Origin of the sequence: Limibacter armeniacum (genome assembly GCF_036880985.1) — a bacterium.
GTDB classification, from domain to species: domain Bacteria; phylum Bacteroidota; class Bacteroidia; order Cytophagales; family Flammeovirgaceae; genus Limibacter; species Limibacter armeniacum.
In genome coordinates this window covers 2,306,013-2,325,000 of record NZ_JBAJNO010000009.1, presented here as the reverse complement: position 1 = coordinate 2,325,000, position 18,988 = coordinate 2,306,013, and the positions used below count along the sequence as shown (strand labels likewise).

Here is an 18,988-nt window from a genome sequence, read left to right as displayed (position 1 = left end):
GAGCCTACGAGTTGCACCTCACCAGCAAGGTTAAGTTCTTCAAGGGACGGAGCCGCAGCGAAAGCGAGTCTGAATAGGGCGCCATAGTTGGTGGGGGCAGACGCGAAACCGTGTGATCTACCCATGGCCAGGGTGAAGACGGGGTAACACCCGTTGGAGGCCCGAACCAGTTGACGTTGAAAAGTCTTTGGATGAGCTGTGGGTAGGGGTGAAAGGCCAATCAAACTCGGAAATAGCTCGTACTCCCCGAAATGCCTTTAGGGGCAGCGTGGGGTGTTTTCTTGCGGAGGTAGAGCTACCGATTGGACTAGGGGGCTTCACCGCCTACCGAATCCAGACGAACTCCGAATGCCGCAAGATCAAGCCCTGCAGTGAGGGCTGGGGTGCTAAGGTCCCAGTCCGAGAGGGAAAGAACCCAGACCGCCGGCTAAGGTCCCCAAATCTGTGTTAAGTTGAACAAAGGAAGTGCAGTCGCGGAGACAGCCAGGATGTTGGCTTGGAAGCAGCCATTCATTTAAAGAGTGCGTAACAGCTCACTGGTCGAGTGACAGCGCATCGATAATAATCGGGCATTAAACACAGTACCGAAGCCGCGGACTAGCAATAGTGGTAGGGGAGCATTCTACGGGCATCGAAGCCGCATGGTGATGTGTGGTGGAGCGCGTAGAAAAGCAAATGTAGGCATAAGTAACGATAAAGAGGGTGGGAACCCCTCTCGCCGAAAGACCAAGGTTTCCCGGGCAACGCTAATCGGCCCGGGGTCAGTCGGGACCTAAGGCTAAGCCGAAGGGCGATGCCGATGGCAAGCGGGCAAATATTCCCGCACCCGCATGGCAACGAAAGTGACGGAGTGTGTGACTCCTCGCGCAGTGACGGAATACTGCGTTGAAGGACTCGTCCGACAGTACTGCAAACCCTCGGGGGCGCAGATAGCAGGGGGAGCACGCTTCCAAGAAAAGCAAGCCATGCGGCCCGTACCGCAAACCGACACAGGTGGTTGGGTTGAGCATACTAAGGCGCTCGAGTGATTCATGGCTAAGGAACTAGGCAAAATGGTCCTGTAACTTCGGGAGAAAGGACGCCTCCTCCTTCGGGAGAGGCCGCAGTGAAAAGGCCCAGGCGACTGTTTAACAAAAACACATGGCTTTGCGAAGTTGAAAGACGATGTATAAGGCCTGACACCTGCCCGGTGCCGGAAGGTTAAGGGGGGACGTTAGCGTAAGCGAAGCGTTGAACCGAAGCCCCGGTAAACGGCGGCCGTAACTATAACGGTCCTAAGGTAGCGAAATTCCTTGTCGGGTAAGTTCCGACCTGCACGAATGGTGTAACGATCTGGGCACTGTCTCGGCCATGAGCTCGGTGAAATTGTAGTCGCGGTGAAGATGCCGCGTACCCGCAACGGGACGAAAAGACCCCATGAACCTTTACTGCAGCTTAGCATTGGCTCTGGGTAAGTGATGTGTAGGATAGGCGGGAGACTGTGAACCGGGTTCGCCAGGATCCGGGGAGTCGCCCTTGAAATACCGCCCTTTGCTTGCCTGGTGTCTAACCCTTAACGGGGGACATTGCTTGGCGGGTAGTTTGACTGGGGTGGTCGCCTCCAAAAGAGTAACGGAGGCTTTCAAAGGTCCCCTCCGTACGGTCGGCAACCGTGCAGAGAGCGCAATGGCACAAGGGGGCTTGACTGTGAGGCTGACAAGCCGAGCAGGTAGGAAACTAGGACATAGTGATCCGGTGGTTCCGCATGGAAGGGCCATCGCTCAAAGGATAAAAGGTACTCTGGGGATAACAGGCTGATCTCCCCCAAGAGCTCACATCGACGGGGAGGTTTGGCACCTCGATGTCGGCTCGTCACGTCCTGGGGCTGGAGAAGGTCCCAAGGGTTGGGCTGTTCGCCCATTAAAGTGGCACGCGAGCTGGGTTCAGAACGTCGTGAGACAGTTCGGTCTCTATCTGTTGTGGGCGTAGGAAGCCTGAGGAGTTCTGACTTTAGTACGAGAGGACCGAGTTGGACGAACCTCTGGTGCACCGGTTGTTCCGCCAGGAGCATTGCCGGGTAGCTATGTTCGGATGGGATAAGCGCTGAAAGCATCTAAGCGCGAAACCCGCTCCGAGATGAGGCTTCCCTTAAAGGGGTGTTGTAGATGACAACGTCGATAGGCTGCAGGTGAAAGGGTTGAGAGACCCGGGCCGAGCAGTACTAATCCCCCGTGACTTTCCTTCGCTTTTCTTCTGCCCGCAAGGCGGGCAGGCCTCCAGGCAGTATGGTACTATAAAAATCAAAGAAACAGAAAGCCTTTCAAAAGCCTTCATGGCGGTGAGAGCGCGGGTGAACACCTCTTCCCATTCCGAACAGAGCAGTTAAGCCCCGCAGCGCCGATGGTACTGGGATAACACCCGGGAGAGTAGGTCACTGCCAGTCTTATACCAAGGGAATGGTTTTCCTTTAGCGAAAAAGCGTAAAACCATTCCCAATTTTTTCCTTCATACGAGAAGGGGAAATAAAACAAAAAAAGTAGCGAAAAGTGCTTGCAAACAAAAAAGGTTTTCTTACCTTTGCAGCCGCTTCAAGCGAAAAGGTTCCGGAAGGATCCACGGAAAAGTCCAAGAAGTTGGATTTTGAAAAGTTCTTTGAGAGGATTTAGGACAGTGGTAAGAGATAAAGCTTTAGGGTTTTATCTCGATCACGCAAAACAAGTACGACAAGACAAGCACAAGCGTCAATTCCAACAATTGAAAAGCAGGAGACAGGTCAGAAAACACGACGACAATTGGAGCTGTTCCTTTCAGGGGGCAGCCCAAGTCAACAATCTCTTACAATGGAGAGTTTGATCCTGGCTCAGGATGAACGCTAGCGGCAGGCCTAATACATGCAAGTCGCGGGGTAGGGTTTCCTTCGGGGAGCCTGAGACCGGCGCACGGGTGCGTAACGCGTATGCAACCTGCCCGCTGCAGGGGAATAGCCCGGAGAAATCCGGATTAATGCCCCGTAGCACTGTTTGCCTGCATGGGTGAACAGTTAAAGGAGCGATCCGGCAGCGGATGGGCATGCGTCTGATTAGCTAGTTGGCGGGGTAACGGCCCACCAAGGCCACGATCAGTAGGGGTTCTGAGAGGATGATCCCCCACACTGGTACTGAGACACGGACCAGACTCCTACGGGAGGCAGCAGTAGGGAATATTGGGCAATGGGCGCAAGCCTGACCCAGCCATGCCGCGTGAGCGAAGAAGGCCCTCGGGTCGTAAAGCTCTTTTATAGGGGAAGAACAAGTGGGGTGCGCCCTGCTCTGACGGTACCCTGTGAATAAGCACCGGCTAACTCCGTGCCAGCAGCCGCGGTAATACGGAGGGTGCAAGCGTTGTCCGGAATTATTGGGTTTAAAGGGTACGCAGGCGGTCTGTTAAGTCAGTGGTGAAAGTTCACAGCTCAACTGTGAAAGTGCCATTGATACTGGCAGACTTGAGTACCGGAGAGGTAGGCGGAATTCCCCATGTAGCGGTGAAATGCACAGATATGGGGAGGAACACCGAAAGCGAAGGCAGCCTACTGGCCGGTAACTGACGCTCAGGTACGAAAGCGCGGGGAGCGAACAGGATTAGATACCCTGGTAGTCCGCGCCGTAAACGATGAAGACTAGGTGTCTGCCCTTCGGGGTGGGTGCCCAAGCGAAAGTGATAAGTCTTCCACCTGGGGAGTACGCTGGCAACAGTGAAACTCAAAGGAATTGACGGGGGTCCGCACAAGCGGTGGAGCATGTGGTTTAATTCGATGATACGCGAGGAACCTTACCTGGGCTCGAATCCCATTCGACAGGTCTAGAGATAGATCTTTCTTCGGACGGATGGGAAGGTGCTGCATGGCCGTCGTCAGCTCGTGCCGTGAGGTGTTGGGTTAAGTCCCGCAACGAGCGCAACCCCTACCTTCAGTTACCATCGGGTAAAGCCGGGGACTCTGGAGGAACTGCCTGCGCAAGCAGAGAGGAAGGCGGGGACGACGTCAGGTCATCATGGCCCTTACGCCCAGGGCTACACACGTGCTACAATGGTAGGGACAGAGGGCAGCGACATGGCGACATGAAGCGAATCCCAAAAACCCTATCTCAGTTCGGATCGCAGCCTGCAACTCGGCTGCGTGAAGCTGGAATCGCTAGTAATCGCGTATCAGCAATGACGCGGTGAATACGTTCCCGGACCTTGTACACACCGCCCGTCAAGCCATGGGAGTTGGGTGGGCCTGAAGAGGGTGGCCGTAACAGGAGCTCTCAAGGGCAAAACCAGCGACTGGGGCTAAGTCGTAACAAGGTAGCCGTACCGGAAGGTGCGGCTGGAACACCTCCTTTCTGGAGACCGTCCCTGTAGTTGTAGGGGAAGGCGCCTGTGCCGTTGGTTGTACGGCGTGAACACTGTCCAAGTCACTCAAAACAATCCTTGAGATTAGATGACCGGGGGATTAGCTCAGCTGGCTAGAGCGCCTGCTTTGCACGCAGGAGGTCATCGGTTCGACTCCGATATCCTCCACCTCATTTTCCGGGTATTCCCTTCAAGTTTCAGACGAGAAACAGGACAAGGGAGACCGCAAGACGGAAAAGAAAGGTTCTTTGACATACTGCCAAATTAAAAAGCAACGAGGCCTGCCTGCCGCAGTTGATGCTGATTGTTCGGTATTGACGGCAGGCGGCAAGAAGAAAAGCAAGAGAAAGTAATAAAGGGCGTACAGTGGATGCCTGGGCTTCCAGAGGCTATGAAGGACGCGACAAGCTGCGAAAAACTTCGGGGAGGTGCACATGACCCTTGATCCGAAGGTATCCGAATGGGACAACCCACCATGCTGAAGGCATGGTTTTAGAGCCAACGCGGGGAACTGAAACATCTAAGTACCCGCAGGAAGAGAAAACAAGAGTGATTCCGCAAGTAGTGGCGAGCGAACGCGGAGAAGCCCAAACCGTCGGTGTTACGGCACTGTCGGGGTTGTAGGGCTTGCATAATGTGAAGACACGGAACTGGAAGGCGCTGGAAAGCGCCGCCGCAGAGGGTGAGAGTCCCGTACAGGCAATGTGTTGATCAGGCAAGTACCCTGAGTAGGGGGGAGCCGGTGAAACTCCCTCTGAAGCAGGCAGCACCATCTGCCAAGGCTAAATACTCCTGGAAGACCGATAGCGAACAAGTACCGTGAGGGAAAGGTGAAAAGCACCGTGAATAACGGGGTGAAATAGATCCTGAAACTGTACGCCTACAAGCGGTCGGAGCCCATCAGTTGGGTGACGGCGTGCCTTTTGCATAATGAGCCTACGAGTTGCACCTCACCAGCAAGGTTAAGTTCTTCAAGGGACGGAGCCGCAGCGAAAGCGAGTCTGAATAGGGCGCCATAGTTGGTGGGGGCAGACGCGAAACCGTGTGATCTACCCATGGCCAGGGTGAAGACGGGGTAACACCCGTTGGAGGCCCGAACCAGTTGACGTTGAAAAGTCTTTGGATGAGCTGTGGGTAGGGGTGAAAGGCCAATCAAACTCGGAAATAGCTCGTACTCCCCGAAATGCCTTTAGGGGCAGCGTGGGGTGTTTTCTTGCGGAGGTAGAGCTACCGATTGGACTAGGGGGCTTCACCGCCTACCGAATCCAGACGAACTCCGAATGCCGCAAGATTAAGCCCTGCAGTGAGGGCTGGGGTGCTAAGGTCCCAGTCCGAGAGGGAAAGAACCCAGACCGCCGGCTAAGGTCCCCAAATCTGTGTTAAGTTGAACAAAGGAAGTGCAGTCGCGGAGACAGCCAGGATGTTGGCTTGGAAGCAGCCATTCATTTAAAGAGTGCGTAACAGCTCACTGGTCGAGTGACAGCGCATCGATAATAATCGGGCATTAAACACAGTACCGAAGCCGCGGACTAGCAATAGTGGTAGGGGAGCATTCTACGGGCATCGAAGCCGCATGGTGATGTGTGGTGGAGCGCGTAGAAAAGCAAATGTAGGCATAAGTAACGATAAAGAGGGTGGGAACCCCTCTCGCCGAAAGACCAAGGTTTCCCGGGCAACGCTAATCGGCCCGGGGTCAGTCGGGACCTAAGGCTAAGCCGAAGGGCGATGCCGATGGCAAGCGGGCAAATATTCCCGCACCCGCATGGCAACGAAAGTGACGGAGTGTGTGACTCCTCGCGCAGTGACGGAATACTGCGTTGAAGGACTCGTCCGACAGTACTGCAAACCCTCGGGGGCGCAGATAGCAGGGGGAGCACGCTTCCAAGAAAAGCAAGCCATGCGGCCCGTACCGCAAACCGACACAGGTGGTTGGGTTGAGCATACTAAGGCGCTCGAGTGATTCATGGCTAAGGAACTAGGCAAAATGGTCCTGTAACTTCGGGAGAAAGGACGCCTCCTCCTTCGGGAGAGGCCGCAGTGAAAAGGCCCAGGCGACTGTTTAACAAAAACACATGGCTTTGCGAAGTTGAAAGACGATGTATAAGGCCTGACACCTGCCCGGTGCCGGAAGGTTAAGGGGGGACGTTAGCGTAAGCGAAGCGTTGAACCGAAGCCCCGGTAAACGGCGGCCGTAACTATAACGGTCCTAAGGTAGCGAAATTCCTTGTCGGGTAAGTTCCGACCTGCACGAATGGTGTAACGATCTGGGCACTGTCTCGGCCATGAGCTCGGTGAAATTGTAGTCGCGGTGAAGATGCCGCGTACCCGCAACGGGACGAAAAGACCCCATGAACCTTTACTGCAGCTTAGCATTGGCTCTGGGTAAGTGATGTGTAGGATAGGCGGGAGACTGTGAACCGGGTTCGCCAGGATCCGGGGAGTCGCCCTTGAAATACCGCCCTTTGCTTGCCTGGTGTCTAACCCTTAACGGGGGACATTGCTTGGCGGGTAGTTTGACTGGGGTGGTCGCCTCCAAAAGAGTAACGGAGGCTTTCAAAGGTCCCCTCCGTACGGTCGGCAACCGTGCAGAGAGCGCAATGGCACAAGGGGGCTTGACTGTGAGGCTGACAAGCCGAGCAGGTAGGAAACTAGGACATAGTGATCCGGTGGTTCCGCATGGAAGGGCCATCGCTCAAAGGATAAAAGGTACTCTGGGGATAACAGGCTGATCTCCCCCAAGAGCTCACATCGACGGGGAGGTTTGGCACCTCGATGTCGGCTCGTCACGTCCTGGGGCTGGAGAAGGTCCCAAGGGTTGGGCTGTTCGCCCATTAAAGTGGCACGCGAGCTGGGTTCAGAACGTCGTGAGACAGTTCGGTCTCTATCTGTTGTGGGCGTAGGAAGCCTGAGGAGTTCTGACTTTAGTACGAGAGGACCGAGTTGGACGAACCTCTGGTGCACCGGTTGTTCCGCCAGGAGCATTGCCGGGTAGCTATGTTCGGATGGGATAAGCGCTGAAAGCATCTAAGCGCGAAACCCGCTCCGAGATGAGGCTTCCCTTAAAGGGGTGTTGTAGATGACAACGTCGATAGGCTGCAGGTGAAAGGGTTGAGAGACCCGGGCCGAGCAGTACTAATCCCCCGTGACTTTCCTTCGCTTTTCTTCTGCCCGCAAGGCGGGCAGGCCTCCAGGCAGTATGGTACTATAAAAATCAAAGAAACAGAAAGCCTTTCAAAAGCCTTCATGGCGGTGAGAGCGCGGGTGAACACCTCTTCCCATTCCGAACAGAGCAGTTAAGCCCCGCAGCGCCGATGGTACTGGGATAACACCCGGGAGAGTAGGTCACTGCCAGTCTTATACAAGCACAAAGCCTTGCACATATCAATATGTCGCAAGGCTTTTTTTATTATCAATTTTATCTCCTTTCAATACTACAATTCTTATTGTTTTTGTGTCCCAAAACCAAAACAGCGAGATGTGTTGTTGGTTAAATGAATAATAGGTTTAATTGTATTCAAAGATAGGTTAATATGATGTATGCATCTGAAGACAGCAAGATTAAGAATCTGATTGTAATAGGAGACCGTGTATTAATTAAGCCTCTTACGGGAGGTAACAAGACTAAGAGTGGATTATTTTTACCTCCAGGTGTTACTGAGCAAGAAAAAGTGCAAAGTGGTTATGTAATTAAAATTGGACCGGGCTATATGATTCCAAATGCGGGGGATGATTATGATGAGCCATGGAAAGATTCAGCAGAAACAGCACGTTATATGCCATTGCAAGTAAAAGAGGGGGATATGGCTATTTTTCTACAGAAAAGTGCCATTGAGGTAAAATATGATGAAGATAAGTATTATATCGTACCACAGCATGCAATACTGATGGTTGAGCGAGAAGCATTTTAAGCCTTTGGTTACCCAAGGGCTTTTTTATAATCAAAAGTTTATGAAAAGGATCTTAATATTATTACTGACCCTAACTACGACTTTTAGTGTTTGGGGGCAAAGTGAAAAGTTCGAGTTAGAAGAAGGGGATATTCTATTTCAGGATCTGGATTGTGGTCCATTCTGTGAAGCAATTGATAAGGTAACTGATGGATGGGAAGGAAACGACTACTCACACTGTGGCCTATTGGTGAAAGGTGAAGATGGTAGTTGGATAGTACTGGAAGCTGTTGGTAAAGGTGTTTTAGCAACTCCATTACAAGACTTTTTTACTAAAAAAGTAAAGGATGATTTTATTTCGATTGGTCGTTTAAATAGCGAGTATCAACCATTAGTACCTAAAGCGATTGAATATGCATGGAGTCTTTTGGGAAAACCTTATGATGATGCCTTTGTCATAGGTAATGACAAGTACTATTGTTCTGAGCTAATATATGATGCTTATAAAAGTGCCAATGAAGGTGATCCTATATTTAATCTGAATCCAATGACTTACAATGACCCAGAGACAGGTAAACCGTTTTCAATTTGGGTAGATTATTTTAAGGCATTGGAGATTGAAATTCCAGAAGGGAAACCAGGGTTGAACCCAGGAGGGATATCACGTTCTCCTATTTTGAAAATGTATAAGGTAAATGCTTCAAGTTTATAAAGGCTAAATAAAAAAGGGATCCAATTAAGGTCCCTTTTTTATGTCTTAGTCTTCCATGTAAACATCGACTAATCCTTCAGGAAGATTAACTTCCAGTTCTTTGGTATCATGATTTGCCCTGATGACAATATCATCTGTTACAGGGATAAGAACTTCTTTGCCTTTGTAAGACATGTTTATGATATCTTGGGCTGCATTAGTATAGACATTTTTTACCGTGCCTAGTTTTCCTTGTTGTTGGTCAACAACTGTATAGCCAATTACTTCATGATAGTAAAATTGCCCATCTTCTAGCTCAGGAAGCACAGCAAGTGGCAAAAACAGTTGAGCACCACGTAAGGTTTCTGCAGCTTCAAGCGCATCAATATCTTCTAACTTTACAATGAAGCGATCCTTGTGAGTGACCATGCTTTCAATAAAGTAAGGAACCAATTGTCCTCTTTCTTCAATAAAGACGGTGTCCAGCTCATTGTAAGCAGTAGGGTCATTCACATCTAGAAAGAAGAGTACTTCACCATCCAGACCGTGGGTTTTTGTGATATATCCCAACTCAAAGCAATCGTCTTTTGTCATTTTATTTCAAGTTTTAATCTCTCGTAATTTATCTGTAGCCAAATTTGACAGCAAAGCCATTGCTGTAATTAGAACTTACGGCAATGGCTTTGTGATCACTATATGCTGAAGTATTTTTTATACAACTTCTTGCACTCCTTTGCTTTTGGCTTTTAATACCTTCTCTTCAATCTTGTTGGACTCGTTGTAACGTCGGATCATAGCCATGATAAAGCCAATACACATGACAATTGTACCAATCCATAAGATATTCACCAATGGCTTTTCTATTGCTTTCAGAATAACCCAATCCTTTTGAGATGTATTTACCGAAAAGACAAATCGTCCTGCTTGAGGATCAATTTCTGAAAGTGCAACTTTTAAACCTAGGTCCCTGTTTGTTGCCAGTAACATGCCTGGTTGTTTGTCCTTAATTAAGTAAGCAGGTTTGATATCCTGATTAACACCTAGAACACGCAAGTTAGCTTCAACAGCAACGTCATTAGGTCCAAGATCAACTCCTACGATTTTTTTAACAGGTGATACCCCATCAAAAACGACAAAGTAATCATGGATAATTAGTGTATCTCCAATCGCTGCAGGGAATTCCTGAGGTTCACTCCAGTTGATTTCCTCATCATCTGCTGCAAGGTTAGTAATATGCGTATAAAGGTCAATGTTCCAATATGAGGCAATATCCGGTGAAGGCAATAGTCCCATCTGAGCATTGTCCTGAATACGTGGATATAATGTGAATACCTCTCCTGATACCTTTTTATACTCTATCTCGTAGTATGTATTTTCGTTGTAAATCTGAATTGTATCACCCGCATGTGCGTAAGTCGTTCCCTTATATACTACATCCTCTTTCGCGATTGCCCTATAAGGATCAGAGAAGAATAGTAAGTCTTCTTTATTGATATAGCCAGGAATATCCCTAGAGGTCATACGTGGACCTTTATATGTCAATGTGTAATCGTTCATACGTTTCGGCTGGCTTCTGAAAAGCAGCAGGTTTTCTTTATTCATTTCTTCAGAAAACTCCGAATTGTAGATACGCCCTGACAAGTTAAGAGAAATGACTTTCTCGTAACCAGATGAGAACAGGATACCAATAATCATTAGAGCCATACCAATATGGGCAACAGCACCTCCTGATAGCTTAAAGTTCGTTTTAGCAAGCATCAGCAGAATCATACCATTGGATACCAAAGCATAAATGCTGGCAGTTAATACAACGATATAAGCAAGGTCCTGAACTTTGCCTCCTAGCATAATGGCAGCAGAACCAACCATTGTCACGATTAATGGAATAGCGAATGCATTCCAAATGTTTTTAGCATCCAGCTTTTTCCAATAGAAGAACTGTCCAGTACCAGAAAGAAGTGCGATACCTACAGCAAACCACATCTGGAATTTAGTATAGAACTCAACCTGATCAGCAGGAGGAGCAATGTTCGATTCAACTCCAAAGAATTTCCAGAAAGCATTCCATGCAGGAATGGAAGTTGGGATCAATACTTGGAATGCAGCCAGACATAATACCGTTGCGCCAATAAAAATCCAGAATTCACTGCTGTATACCGAGCTTTCCTCTTCTTTACTAGGGATGGTTTTCCAGTGTTTTGCCAATAGCCATACTGACATTACTGTAAATGCTAACAGGTAAAGCAACAGTTGCCCTGAAAGACCAAGGTCAGTGAAGGAGTGTACAGATGCTTCACCTAACACGCCACTTCTTGTTAGGAATGTTGAGTAAAGAATCAGAATGAATGTGGCAATTGTTAGAATCATGGCAGACTTAAGTGCATTACCACTTTTTCTGTAAGCAATCATTACGTGAATGCTGGCTACCATGATCAGCCAAGGAATATATACAGCATTTTCAACAGGGTCCCAGTTCCAGTAACCACCAAAGTTTAGCGTCTCGTAAGCCCAATAAGCACCCATCATGATACCTAACCCTAGTACAAATGCACCAAAGTGTGACCAGTAAAGAGCAGGCTTAATCCATTCTTTGTATTTACCAGTACGAAGACCTGCAATTACAAATGCAAAAGGAACCAATGTTACCGCAAATCCTAAGAAAAGGGTTGGAGGGTGAATCACCATCCATATGTTTTGTAGAAGTGGGTTCAATCCAGTACCGTCTTCAGGAACATAGTTAGGGTTGGTAGCAAATACAGGAGCTTCAATCGCGTCTCTTAATAAGATAAATGGGTCGCTACCAATGTTTGTGCCTAATAAGTCAATACCTAGGATCATGGAAACAAGGAATGCTTGTACCAATGCAAAGACTAGCATCACATTGTTTTCCCAACTCTTGGCTGTTTTAATCAAAACTGCACCGATGAGTACATGCCAGAAAATCCAAAGAAGAAAACTACCTTCCTGACCTTCCCAGAAACACGAAATCATGAAGTGGGTAGGCAAGTTATTGGAAGAATGGCTCCACGCATAGTGGTACTCGTAATAGTGGTTGTAGATAATGAAGAATAGCGTGATAACTACTCCTATAACCGATGCACCATGCACGAGAAATGCCCCTCTTGCCAATTTTCTCCAGCTGTTTTCCTCTGCTCCTATTTGCAAAGAAGAGGATTTCCAGTAAGAGAAAGCAGACAGCAGCGCTGAGACGAAAGCGATAATCACCAGCGAGTGCCCTAATTCTCCAATAAAAGTATGTATCATCAGCGTGTATGTTTAGATTTTTTGATCCACAGAATAAGGTTTTTGCATCTATTAAACTGTGTAACGGTGAAAGAAATTCCGCGCAAAAGTACTAAATAAGTTTACCTTTTGCCATTGGCATTGAACCAATTAATCATTATTCAGATAAAAAACAGTAGTATATTAACCTTTGTTCATAACTATTGCCTATACCGGAATAAGGAAATTAGTTATAACTCTATCCCAATTTTTTTGTTAAGTTAGTGTATTGAAAATTTCATCAGTATTCATATGGTCAAATAACTATATGAGTCACAGAAGAAAGAAATTTTCAATGCATTCTGAGAATATGATTCAATAAATCTTTAATTCTAAAAACTACGTTAAAAATGGCTTTCGAATTACCTAAGCTTCCGTATGCGTATGATGCATTGGAGCCACACATCGATGCTAAGACAATGGAAATTCACCATTCAAAGCACCACGCTGCTTATACTAGCAAACTAAATGGCGCTATTGAGGGAACAGATCTGGAAGGTAAGTCAATTGAAGATATTCTGTCGGGTGAAATGAGCGCGGCGGTTAGAAATAATGGTGGAGGTTTCTATAACCACAACCTTTTCTGGACTGTAATGTCTCCTAACGGTGGAGGTACTCCATCAGGTGAGTTGGCTGATGCTATCGATGCAGCATTTGGTTCATTTGATAAGTTCAAAGAAGAATTTGCTAACGCAGCAGCTACAAGATTCGGTTCGGGCTGGGCTTGGCTATGTGTAAAAGGAGGTAAGTTGGAAGTATGCTCTACAGCAAACCAAGACAACCCTCTGATGAAAGGTGTAGGTTGTGAAGGTACACCAATCTTGGGCTTGGATGTTTGGGAGCACGCTTACTACCTGAATTACCAAAACAGGAGACCTGATTACATTTCAGCATTCTGGAATGTTGTGAACTGGGAAGAAGTAGCAAAGAAATTTGCAGCTGCAAAGTAATCTTGGCTGAACTGATACTTCAAAAGCCCTCTTTCATTTAGGAAGAGGGCTTTCTTTTTAGTCAAATGTGAGGAGGAAGTAAGGTTATGAGAGAAAATCGGTTTATCTGCGGACAAGAATGTGAGTAACTTCTGACAGTTACCAATTAGAACCGAACAATGAAAGAAGATTTTCTCTATTTCCTGTGGCAGTTTCAGTATTTCCACAAACACGATCTTTATACAGACGAAGGGGAACCATTGCAGGTGTTGTACCAAGGTTATCAGAACGAACATTCGGGTCCTGACTTCTCAGAGGTAAGGATAAATATTGCAGGAATCGAATGGGCCGGCAATGTAGAAATTCATGTAAAGTCATCAGACTGGTATATGCATGGGCACCAAAATAATAGAGCCTATGATAACACTGTTTTGCATGTGGTATGGCACAATGATAAAGCCGTTTCCAGAACAGATGGTACTTTAATACCTACACTTTCACTACAAAATCTGGTGGACCAACAGTTGTTGGAAAAGTATAAGGTGTTAAAACAGTCTTTGTCAGGAGTGGCTTGTAAAGAGCATTTTTTAAGTGTTAATCGCTTAACCAAGTTAGCTATGCTAGATAGGGTGATGATGGAGCGATTAGAAAGAAAAGCAGAGGAGGTGTTAGGAATTTGGCAAGGTACAGGTGGCGATTGGGAAGAAACAGCTTATCGTTTGCTATCGAGAAGTTTGGGTGGTTCTGCAAATAAGGAAGCCTTTTTACGATTGGCAGGAGCAGTGCCATTTAAACGTATTCTTCAACATGTTGACCAACCTGCTCAGGTTGAGGCTATGTTGTTTGGGCAGTCTGGTTTACTTCCTGAAGTTTCTGATGAAAACTATCCCACTTTTCTGAAAAAGGAATACAGTTTTTTAAGTCATAAGTATGCATTTGGAACAGGACAGATGAAAGCTGAGGAGTGGAAGTTTGCTCGATTAAGACCAGCGGGGTTTCCAACGATGCGGATAGCGCAACTTTCAGCTATCTTAACCAAGAATCACCGTTTCTTCTCAAAACTGATCTTGCTGGAAGAACAAGATGCACTCATGGATTTGTTAGAGGCTGATGTCTCTGAATATTGGCAGGAACATTATTTCTTTGGGAAAAAGGGAAAAGGAACCCGATTGGGAAAGCAAATGATATCAGGAATGATTATCAACACAGTTGTTCCCTTGTTGGTTGCTTTTAGCCGTGTTAAAGGAGTGGATCGTTACCAGAATAAAGCAATCCAGCTTTTGGAGCGTTTGCCATCCGAACAGAATAAGATAATAAGAGATTGGAAGGCGCTGGGTTTGCATTGCGGAAGTGCTTTTGATACTCAGGCCTGTATTGAATTGTACAATAATTATTGTAAAAGCAAAAGGTGTTTATCCTGTTGTATAGGCGTAAACTTATTGAAAAGACAAAAGGCATAAGAATACTGCTTCTTATGCCTTTTGCCCCATCATATTGATAGCTTTTTATTGTACTTCTGCCTGTATCACAACTTTTTGAATTGGTGTTAGCGGATCGTTGGAGAAGATGGTAAGTGTTCTTACCTGCTTACCTTTTTCGCCTGTATCCAAAAACTTCACATTGATATTGACAGTTTGATAAGGCTTTATATTTTTTGAATCAATTCCCATTAATTCGCAGCCTTCATCTGTCTCCACCTTCTGAATTTCAAGGTCTGATTTCCCATTGTTCATGACCTTGATACTTACCAAGCGGTATTCCGAAAGTTTGATTTTACCTAACTCCACTTGTCGGTTCAAAATAGAAATACTTGGCTTATCAGGATTATTTTCTTCCTTGTCGGTAGGTGTATAAACAACAGAAGCGATTACTGGTAAATCCACATACTGATTGAGGGAGTCGTTGGTGAAGAAACGAATGTTATCTACTGCATAACCTACTTTTTGCATGTCAGCAGGGTTGTAGAAGATATCAAATGCAGCTGCACTATGTGCAGGCACCACAGGCTTACCTTCAAAGTTGATGGCAATGTGCTTAGGTGTTAAAGGAGCCTTTTCAAGTTCTACTGCATAGTCATTGTCATTGAAGAATGTGACTGTTTTGCGTACTGTCCCGTTACTTTTCACTGTGCCCAAGTTGACAACCTTATGCTCAAAGCGTAAAGGACCTATCATAAAAGGGTATCGTGTTTCAGCAGGAATACCACTAGGCTCGATAGTACCTGAGATTTCTAGTTCATAGATTTCTTTCGATCCATCGAGTTTAACCTTGAATGTTTTATTGAATGGACCTGCTTTGTAAGGATGAAATTCAATCCTGATAGCTCCAGTGTCCCCCTTTTTAAGTTTGTCATCTGGAAACTCTGCAATCGTACAAGAGCAGTCTGTTTCTACCTCTTTCAATGTTACAGGCGCATAGGAAGTAACGTCAAAAAGGAAATCGTAAATAATTGGTTCATTGGTTAGGTCAGTTTTGCCTAGATAGGCTTTTGGGGTTTTAAATACCAATGCTTTCTGTGCAAATATGGATGCTGATTGCATCAATAAGCATAGCAGGAAAGCTGCAGTCAAAGTCTTCCTCATCACTTAAGTAATCTTATTTCGGTTATTTTTATTTGTTAGGAAATGTTTTCCTATCGGTTATCAGCTGAATCTGAAAGTGCGTAAACCCATGGTAAACAGTCGCAAATATAGACAAAACTCTATATACTGAATATGCCATGGAAGATAAACCTCAGGAGTGCATTTAACATGTTGCCAACAGACTTTCAATAACTATGCAAAAAATTGTACTTTTGTCAATGAAATACAGACTGTCTTATCGCTGTAGTAGTTTCTTAGGAAATGCTGAAGAGGAAAGTCCGAGCACCATAGAGCACCGTACTTCTTAACGGGAAGGCACTGTTTCGGCAGTGACAGAAAGTGCAACAGAAAGCAAACCGCCTTGCATTTGTGAGGTAAGGGTGAAAGGGTGGGGTAAGAGCCCACCGCATTGTTGGTGACAACGGTGGCATGGTAAACCTTACGGGGTGAAAAACCAAATAGGTCTCGTCTGTCGGCTTTTTCCACCGGCACAAGGTTGCTCGCCTTGTGACCTGCTTTTTCGAAAGTGGTTGGACGAGATGGGTAGGTTGATGGAGCCTGTGGGCAACTGCAGGCCTAGATAAATGATAAGAGCCTCTGCTTGCAGAGGTACAGAACTCGGCTTATAGGTCTGTATTTCTTTTTACCCGAAAGGTTTATTAGAAGCCTTTCGGGTTTTTTATTGTTGCAAGATTCAGGTTCAAATCTGTATCTTTTGGAGATGATCCATTTTTGGATAAAAATGAGACAGTTTTAGGGCGAGGTTGAAATCTTTTTGAAGACAGAAGTAAGATATAGTATAACCTTTGCTCTATAATTTTCCCATAAGAGAGCACAGCTGGAGCAGTATGGTGAAAAGAGGCGTAGAGGAGGCTTGTGTTTCTTAGTCTTGTGACGTAATAAAATATACTGAACACCAAATAAATCACCTTATTATGAAGGCTAAAATCCTTATCATAGATGATGATAAGAATATCAGAATGACCCTTAGGGAGATTCTTGAGTTTGAAAACTATGTGGTAGAAGAGGCTAAGGATGGAGAAGAAGCCTTGGAAAAACTGGTTATAGAGGACTACGATGTAGCACTTTGCGATGTGAAAATGCCTAAGATTGATGGCATTGCAGTATTGGAAAAAGCAATGGAATATGGTAAGAACACACAGTTTATCATGATTTCGGCTCATGCCAATATTGATATGGCGGTAGATGCTACCAAGAAAGGTGCCTTTGACTTTATCTCTAAGCCACCTGAACTGAACAGGTTATTGTTGGCAGTCCGAAATGCACTTGACAAGTCTACATTGGTAGCTGAGACCAAGGTATTGAAGAAGAAAATTGCCAAACGCTTTGACATCGTAGGTGACTCAGACCCTGTCATGCATATGAAGGAGACGATCGAGAAAGTAGCTCCTACTGATGCAAGAGTGATGATTACAGGACCTAATGGTTCGGGTAAAGAACTGGTGGCAAGATGGATCCATGGAAAAAGTGATCGATCAGCAAACCCTTTGGTTGAGGTGAACTGTGCCGCTATTCCAGCTGAATTGATTGAAAGTGAATTGTTTGGTCATGAGAAAGGCTCTTTTACCTCGGCTCATAAACAAAGGATCGGTAAGTTTGAGCAGGCAGATGGAGGTACACTTTTCTTGGATGAGATCGGTGATATGAGCCTTTCAGCTCAGGCAAAAGTGTTGAGAGCACTTCAGGAAAACCGCATTACACGTGTTGGAGGTGATAAAGACATCAAGGTAGATGTACGAGTATTGGCGGCTACCAACAAGGACCTGAAAGAGATGATTGCCGAGAATAAATTCCGAGAAGACCTTTATCACAGGTTAAGTGTAATTGTAATAAAGGTACCTTCCCTGAATGACCGTAAAAATGATATTCCACTTTTGGTTGAGCGTTTCTTGGAAGATATTGCTGCAGACTATGGTAAACCTAAAATGACGATTACCGAAGCAGCATTAGAAAAACTGAAAGGACATGACTGGACAGGAAATATTCGTGAGTTGCGAAATGTAATTGAAAGACTGACAATTATGTCAAGTAAGGAAATTACAGAAACAGATGTTGAGAGGTATTGCTTTATGTAATACTAAACTCAAAAAACCGGATGACGAAAGCATCCGGTTTTTTTTGTTAGGTCCATTCTGACTTCTATGACTCACAAAGCCATTTTTTAAGATTCTTAGGAAGTTTATCCGGAAATGTCTAGTTTTGCGCTGCTTATCAAGAAAGATGGAGGGACTGGGCCCGATGAAATCTTAGCAACCTGGTGTTACAAGGTGCTAACTCCCAGCCTGTATGGCAGCAATGTCCGGGCAAAGATGAGATCTGACAAATTTCCCCACCTTTCCCCTTCCTTGATAGCTTTTCCCTGAATAGATTCTTAATTTAAGATAAGGGTTGCAGGAGCTGTATTGACCCCAAAAAGTAGAGGAGGTTACATACTTTAATTACTAATAAATGAATCGTCTTTTAAGAACACTGTTCTGCTTGGCGGTACCCTTATTGGTTACATCTTGCTTTGAAATTCGTGAAGATATATACCTAAAACATGATGGTACAGGCCGCTATGAAATGATGCTTGATTTCTCAGAAGCCAAGACCATTTTAGAGCAGGTAAATATTAGTTCGTCTCATATTCCAGGCTTTTGGGAAGGAAACAATCCTTTTTTGCACATGGACTCAGTGATGCAGAAACAAGCTTATCAGGTAGCGACCCAATTTGGAATAAGAGACAGTAAAGCTTTGGTAGATCATCAAAACTTTAGATACGGAATAGGGTTTACCTTTAAAAGTGTGGCTTCACTGAACAATGCACTGGTAACGGTTGCCAATTGGCATGGTAAGGAACATGAGTTTTACAGTTATGCAAAAGGAAAGTTAAAACGAAATGAAGTCTTTTACTGGAATGGGTTAACTGAAAAACTGGAGAGTGAGTCTTTACATCAAGAGAATGTTGAGGAATATGCGAAAGAACTTTATAACCGAGCAGGGTATGAGTGGGTTCTACATACAGAAGGTAAAGTCAGTAAGATAAGTAACAAGGGGGTATCACTATCAGAGGATAGCAGTACTGTAAAGTATAGAACTAAGTTAAAGTTTGTGAAGGAGGGAAACGTAAAACTCCGAAATACAATTAAATTTTAAGACTTTGGATATGTTATAAGGTTAGCCATCAATGACAATAGTCTGCTTTTTAGAAGCATAACGATCAGCGAAACCCTATGATAGCCCATAATTATATATAGAATCATTTAT

At 45.7% G+C, this 18,988-nt stretch carries 9 protein-coding genes, 1 tRNA gene, 5 rRNA genes, 1 other RNA gene and 1 riboswitch (1 of these 17 running past the window's edge); of the genes, 13 read left to right on the top strand and 3 right to left on the bottom strand.

Annotation, left to right across the window (positions count from 1 at the left end; translation table 11 throughout):
* The 8 genes from V6R21_RS27505 to V6R21_RS27470 all read left to right on the top strand — a co-directional run.
* Positions 1–2,223: ribosomal RNA gene (locus V6R21_RS27505) — 23S ribosomal RNA — on the top strand (it extends 589 nt beyond the left edge of the window).
* 87 nt (positions 2,224–2,310) lie between these two features.
* Positions 2,311–2,422: ribosomal RNA gene (gene rrf, locus V6R21_RS27500) — 5S ribosomal RNA — on the top strand.
* Between the two features lie 394 nt (positions 2,423–2,816).
* A 16S ribosomal RNA gene (locus V6R21_RS27495) occupies positions 2,817–4,340 on the top strand.
* 104 nt (positions 4,341–4,444) lie between these two features.
* Positions 4,445–4,518: transfer RNA gene (locus V6R21_RS27490), tRNA-Ala, on the top strand.
* 175 nt (positions 4,519–4,693) lie between these two features.
* Positions 4,694–7,505 (top strand): 23S ribosomal RNA (locus tag V6R21_RS27485).
* 87 nt (positions 7,506–7,592) lie between these two features.
* Positions 7,593–7,704: ribosomal RNA gene (gene rrf / locus V6R21_RS27480) — 5S ribosomal RNA — on the top strand.
* The 16S, 23S and 5S rRNA genes sit together here with 1 tRNA gene alongside, the layout of an rRNA operon.
* A gap of 179 nt (positions 7,705–7,883) precedes the next feature.
* Positions 7,884–8,258 carry a co-chaperone GroES gene (locus tag V6R21_RS27475; protein ID WP_334247609.1) on the top strand — a complete coding sequence of 125 codons (375 nt, stop codon included), beginning with the start codon at positions 7,884–7,886 and terminating at the stop codon, positions 8,256–8,258.
* Between the two features lie 40 nt (positions 8,259–8,298).
* A complete protein-coding gene (locus V6R21_RS27470) occupies positions 8,299–8,949 on the top strand; it encodes a YiiX/YebB-like N1pC/P60 family cysteine hydrolase (RefSeq protein ID WP_334246720.1) in 651 nt (216 codons plus the stop codon).
* 45 nt (positions 8,950–8,994) lie between these two features.
* Here the strand turns inward: V6R21_RS27470 and rimM are convergent, their stop codons facing one another.
* Positions 8,995–9,522 (bottom strand): ribosome maturation factor RimM, encoded by a 528-nt coding sequence (gene rimM, locus V6R21_RS27465; protein WP_334246719.1) that lies wholly within the window; start codon positions 9,520–9,522, stop codon positions 8,995–8,997.
* A 117-nt stretch (positions 9,523–9,639) separates the two neighbouring features.
* Complete coding sequence (gene ccsA / locus V6R21_RS27460; RefSeq protein ID WP_334246718.1) at positions 9,640–12,192, bottom strand: cytochrome c biogenesis protein CcsA; 2,553 nt, start codon at positions 12,190–12,192, stop codon at positions 9,640–9,642.
* A 368-nt stretch (positions 12,193–12,560) separates the two neighbouring features.
* Here ccsA and V6R21_RS27455 point away from each other — a divergent pair, with 368 nt between their 5' ends.
* Both V6R21_RS27455 and V6R21_RS27450 read left to right on the top strand, forming a co-directional pair.
* On the top strand, positions 12,561–13,160 hold the full coding sequence (locus V6R21_RS27455; protein ID WP_334246717.1) for a superoxide dismutase: 600 nt from the start codon (positions 12,561–12,563) through the stop codon (positions 13,158–13,160).
* A 158-nt stretch (positions 13,161–13,318) separates the two neighbouring features.
* On the top strand, positions 13,319–14,599 hold the full coding sequence (locus tag V6R21_RS27450) for a DUF2851 family protein (RefSeq protein ID WP_334246716.1): 1,281 nt from the start codon (positions 13,319–13,321) through the stop codon (positions 14,597–14,599).
* A gap of 45 nt (positions 14,600–14,644) precedes the next feature.
* On the opposite strand, the gene V6R21_RS27445 is transcribed toward V6R21_RS27450, so the two are convergent.
* Entirely contained in the window at positions 14,645–15,721 is a 1,077-nt protein-coding gene (locus V6R21_RS27445; protein ID WP_334246715.1) for a DUF1573 domain-containing protein, read from the bottom strand.
* A gap of 222 nt (positions 15,722–15,943) precedes the next feature.
* Between V6R21_RS27445 and rnpB the strand changes: the two genes are divergently transcribed.
* From rnpB to V6R21_RS27430, 3 genes are all read left to right on the top strand, one after another.
* Positions 15,944–16,363, top strand: an RNA gene (rnpB, locus tag V6R21_RS27440) — RNase P RNA component class A.
* Between the two features lie 293 nt (positions 16,364–16,656).
* Positions 16,657–17,817, top strand: coding sequence for a sigma-54-dependent transcriptional regulator (locus tag V6R21_RS27435; protein WP_334246714.1), 1,161 nt, complete (start codon positions 16,657–16,659; stop codon positions 17,815–17,817).
* Between the two features lie 130 nt (positions 17,818–17,947).
* A riboswitch (SAM riboswitch) is annotated at positions 17,948–18,058 on the top strand.
* Between the two features lie 132 nt (positions 18,059–18,190).
* Entirely contained in the window at positions 18,191–18,877 is a 687-nt protein-coding gene (locus V6R21_RS27430; protein WP_334246713.1) for a hypothetical protein, read from the top strand.
* The last annotated feature ends 111 nt before the right edge of the window (positions 18,878–18,988 follow it).

Excerpts from the sequence above, each read along its gene's own strand:
- V6R21_RS27475 (WP_334247609.1), top strand. The coding sequence starts at position 7,884 with ATGTATGCATCTGAAGACAGCAAGATTAAGAATCTGATTGTAATAGGA.
- V6R21_RS27470 (WP_334246720.1), top strand. The coding sequence starts at position 8,299 with ATGAAAAGGATCTTAATATTATTACTGACCCTAACTACGACTTTTAGT.
- rimM (WP_334246719.1), bottom strand. The coding sequence starts at position 9,522 with ATGACAAAAGACGATTGCTTTGAGTTGGGATATATCACAAAAACCCAC.
- ccsA (WP_334246718.1), bottom strand. The coding sequence starts at position 12,192 with ATGATACATACTTTTATTGGAGAATTAGGGCACTCGCTGGTGATTATC.
- V6R21_RS27455 (WP_334246717.1), top strand. The coding sequence starts at position 12,561 with ATGGCTTTCGAATTACCTAAGCTTCCGTATGCGTATGATGCATTGGAG.
- V6R21_RS27450 (WP_334246716.1), top strand. The coding sequence starts at position 13,319 with ATGAAAGAAGATTTTCTCTATTTCCTGTGGCAGTTTCAGTATTTCCAC.
- V6R21_RS27445 (WP_334246715.1), bottom strand. The coding sequence starts at position 15,721 with ATGAGGAAGACTTTGACTGCAGCTTTCCTGCTATGCTTATTGATGCAA.
- V6R21_RS27435 (WP_334246714.1), top strand. The coding sequence starts at position 16,657 with ATGAAGGCTAAAATCCTTATCATAGATGATGATAAGAATATCAGAATG.
- V6R21_RS27430 (WP_334246713.1), top strand. The coding sequence starts at position 18,191 with ATGAATCGTCTTTTAAGAACACTGTTCTGCTTGGCGGTACCCTTATTG.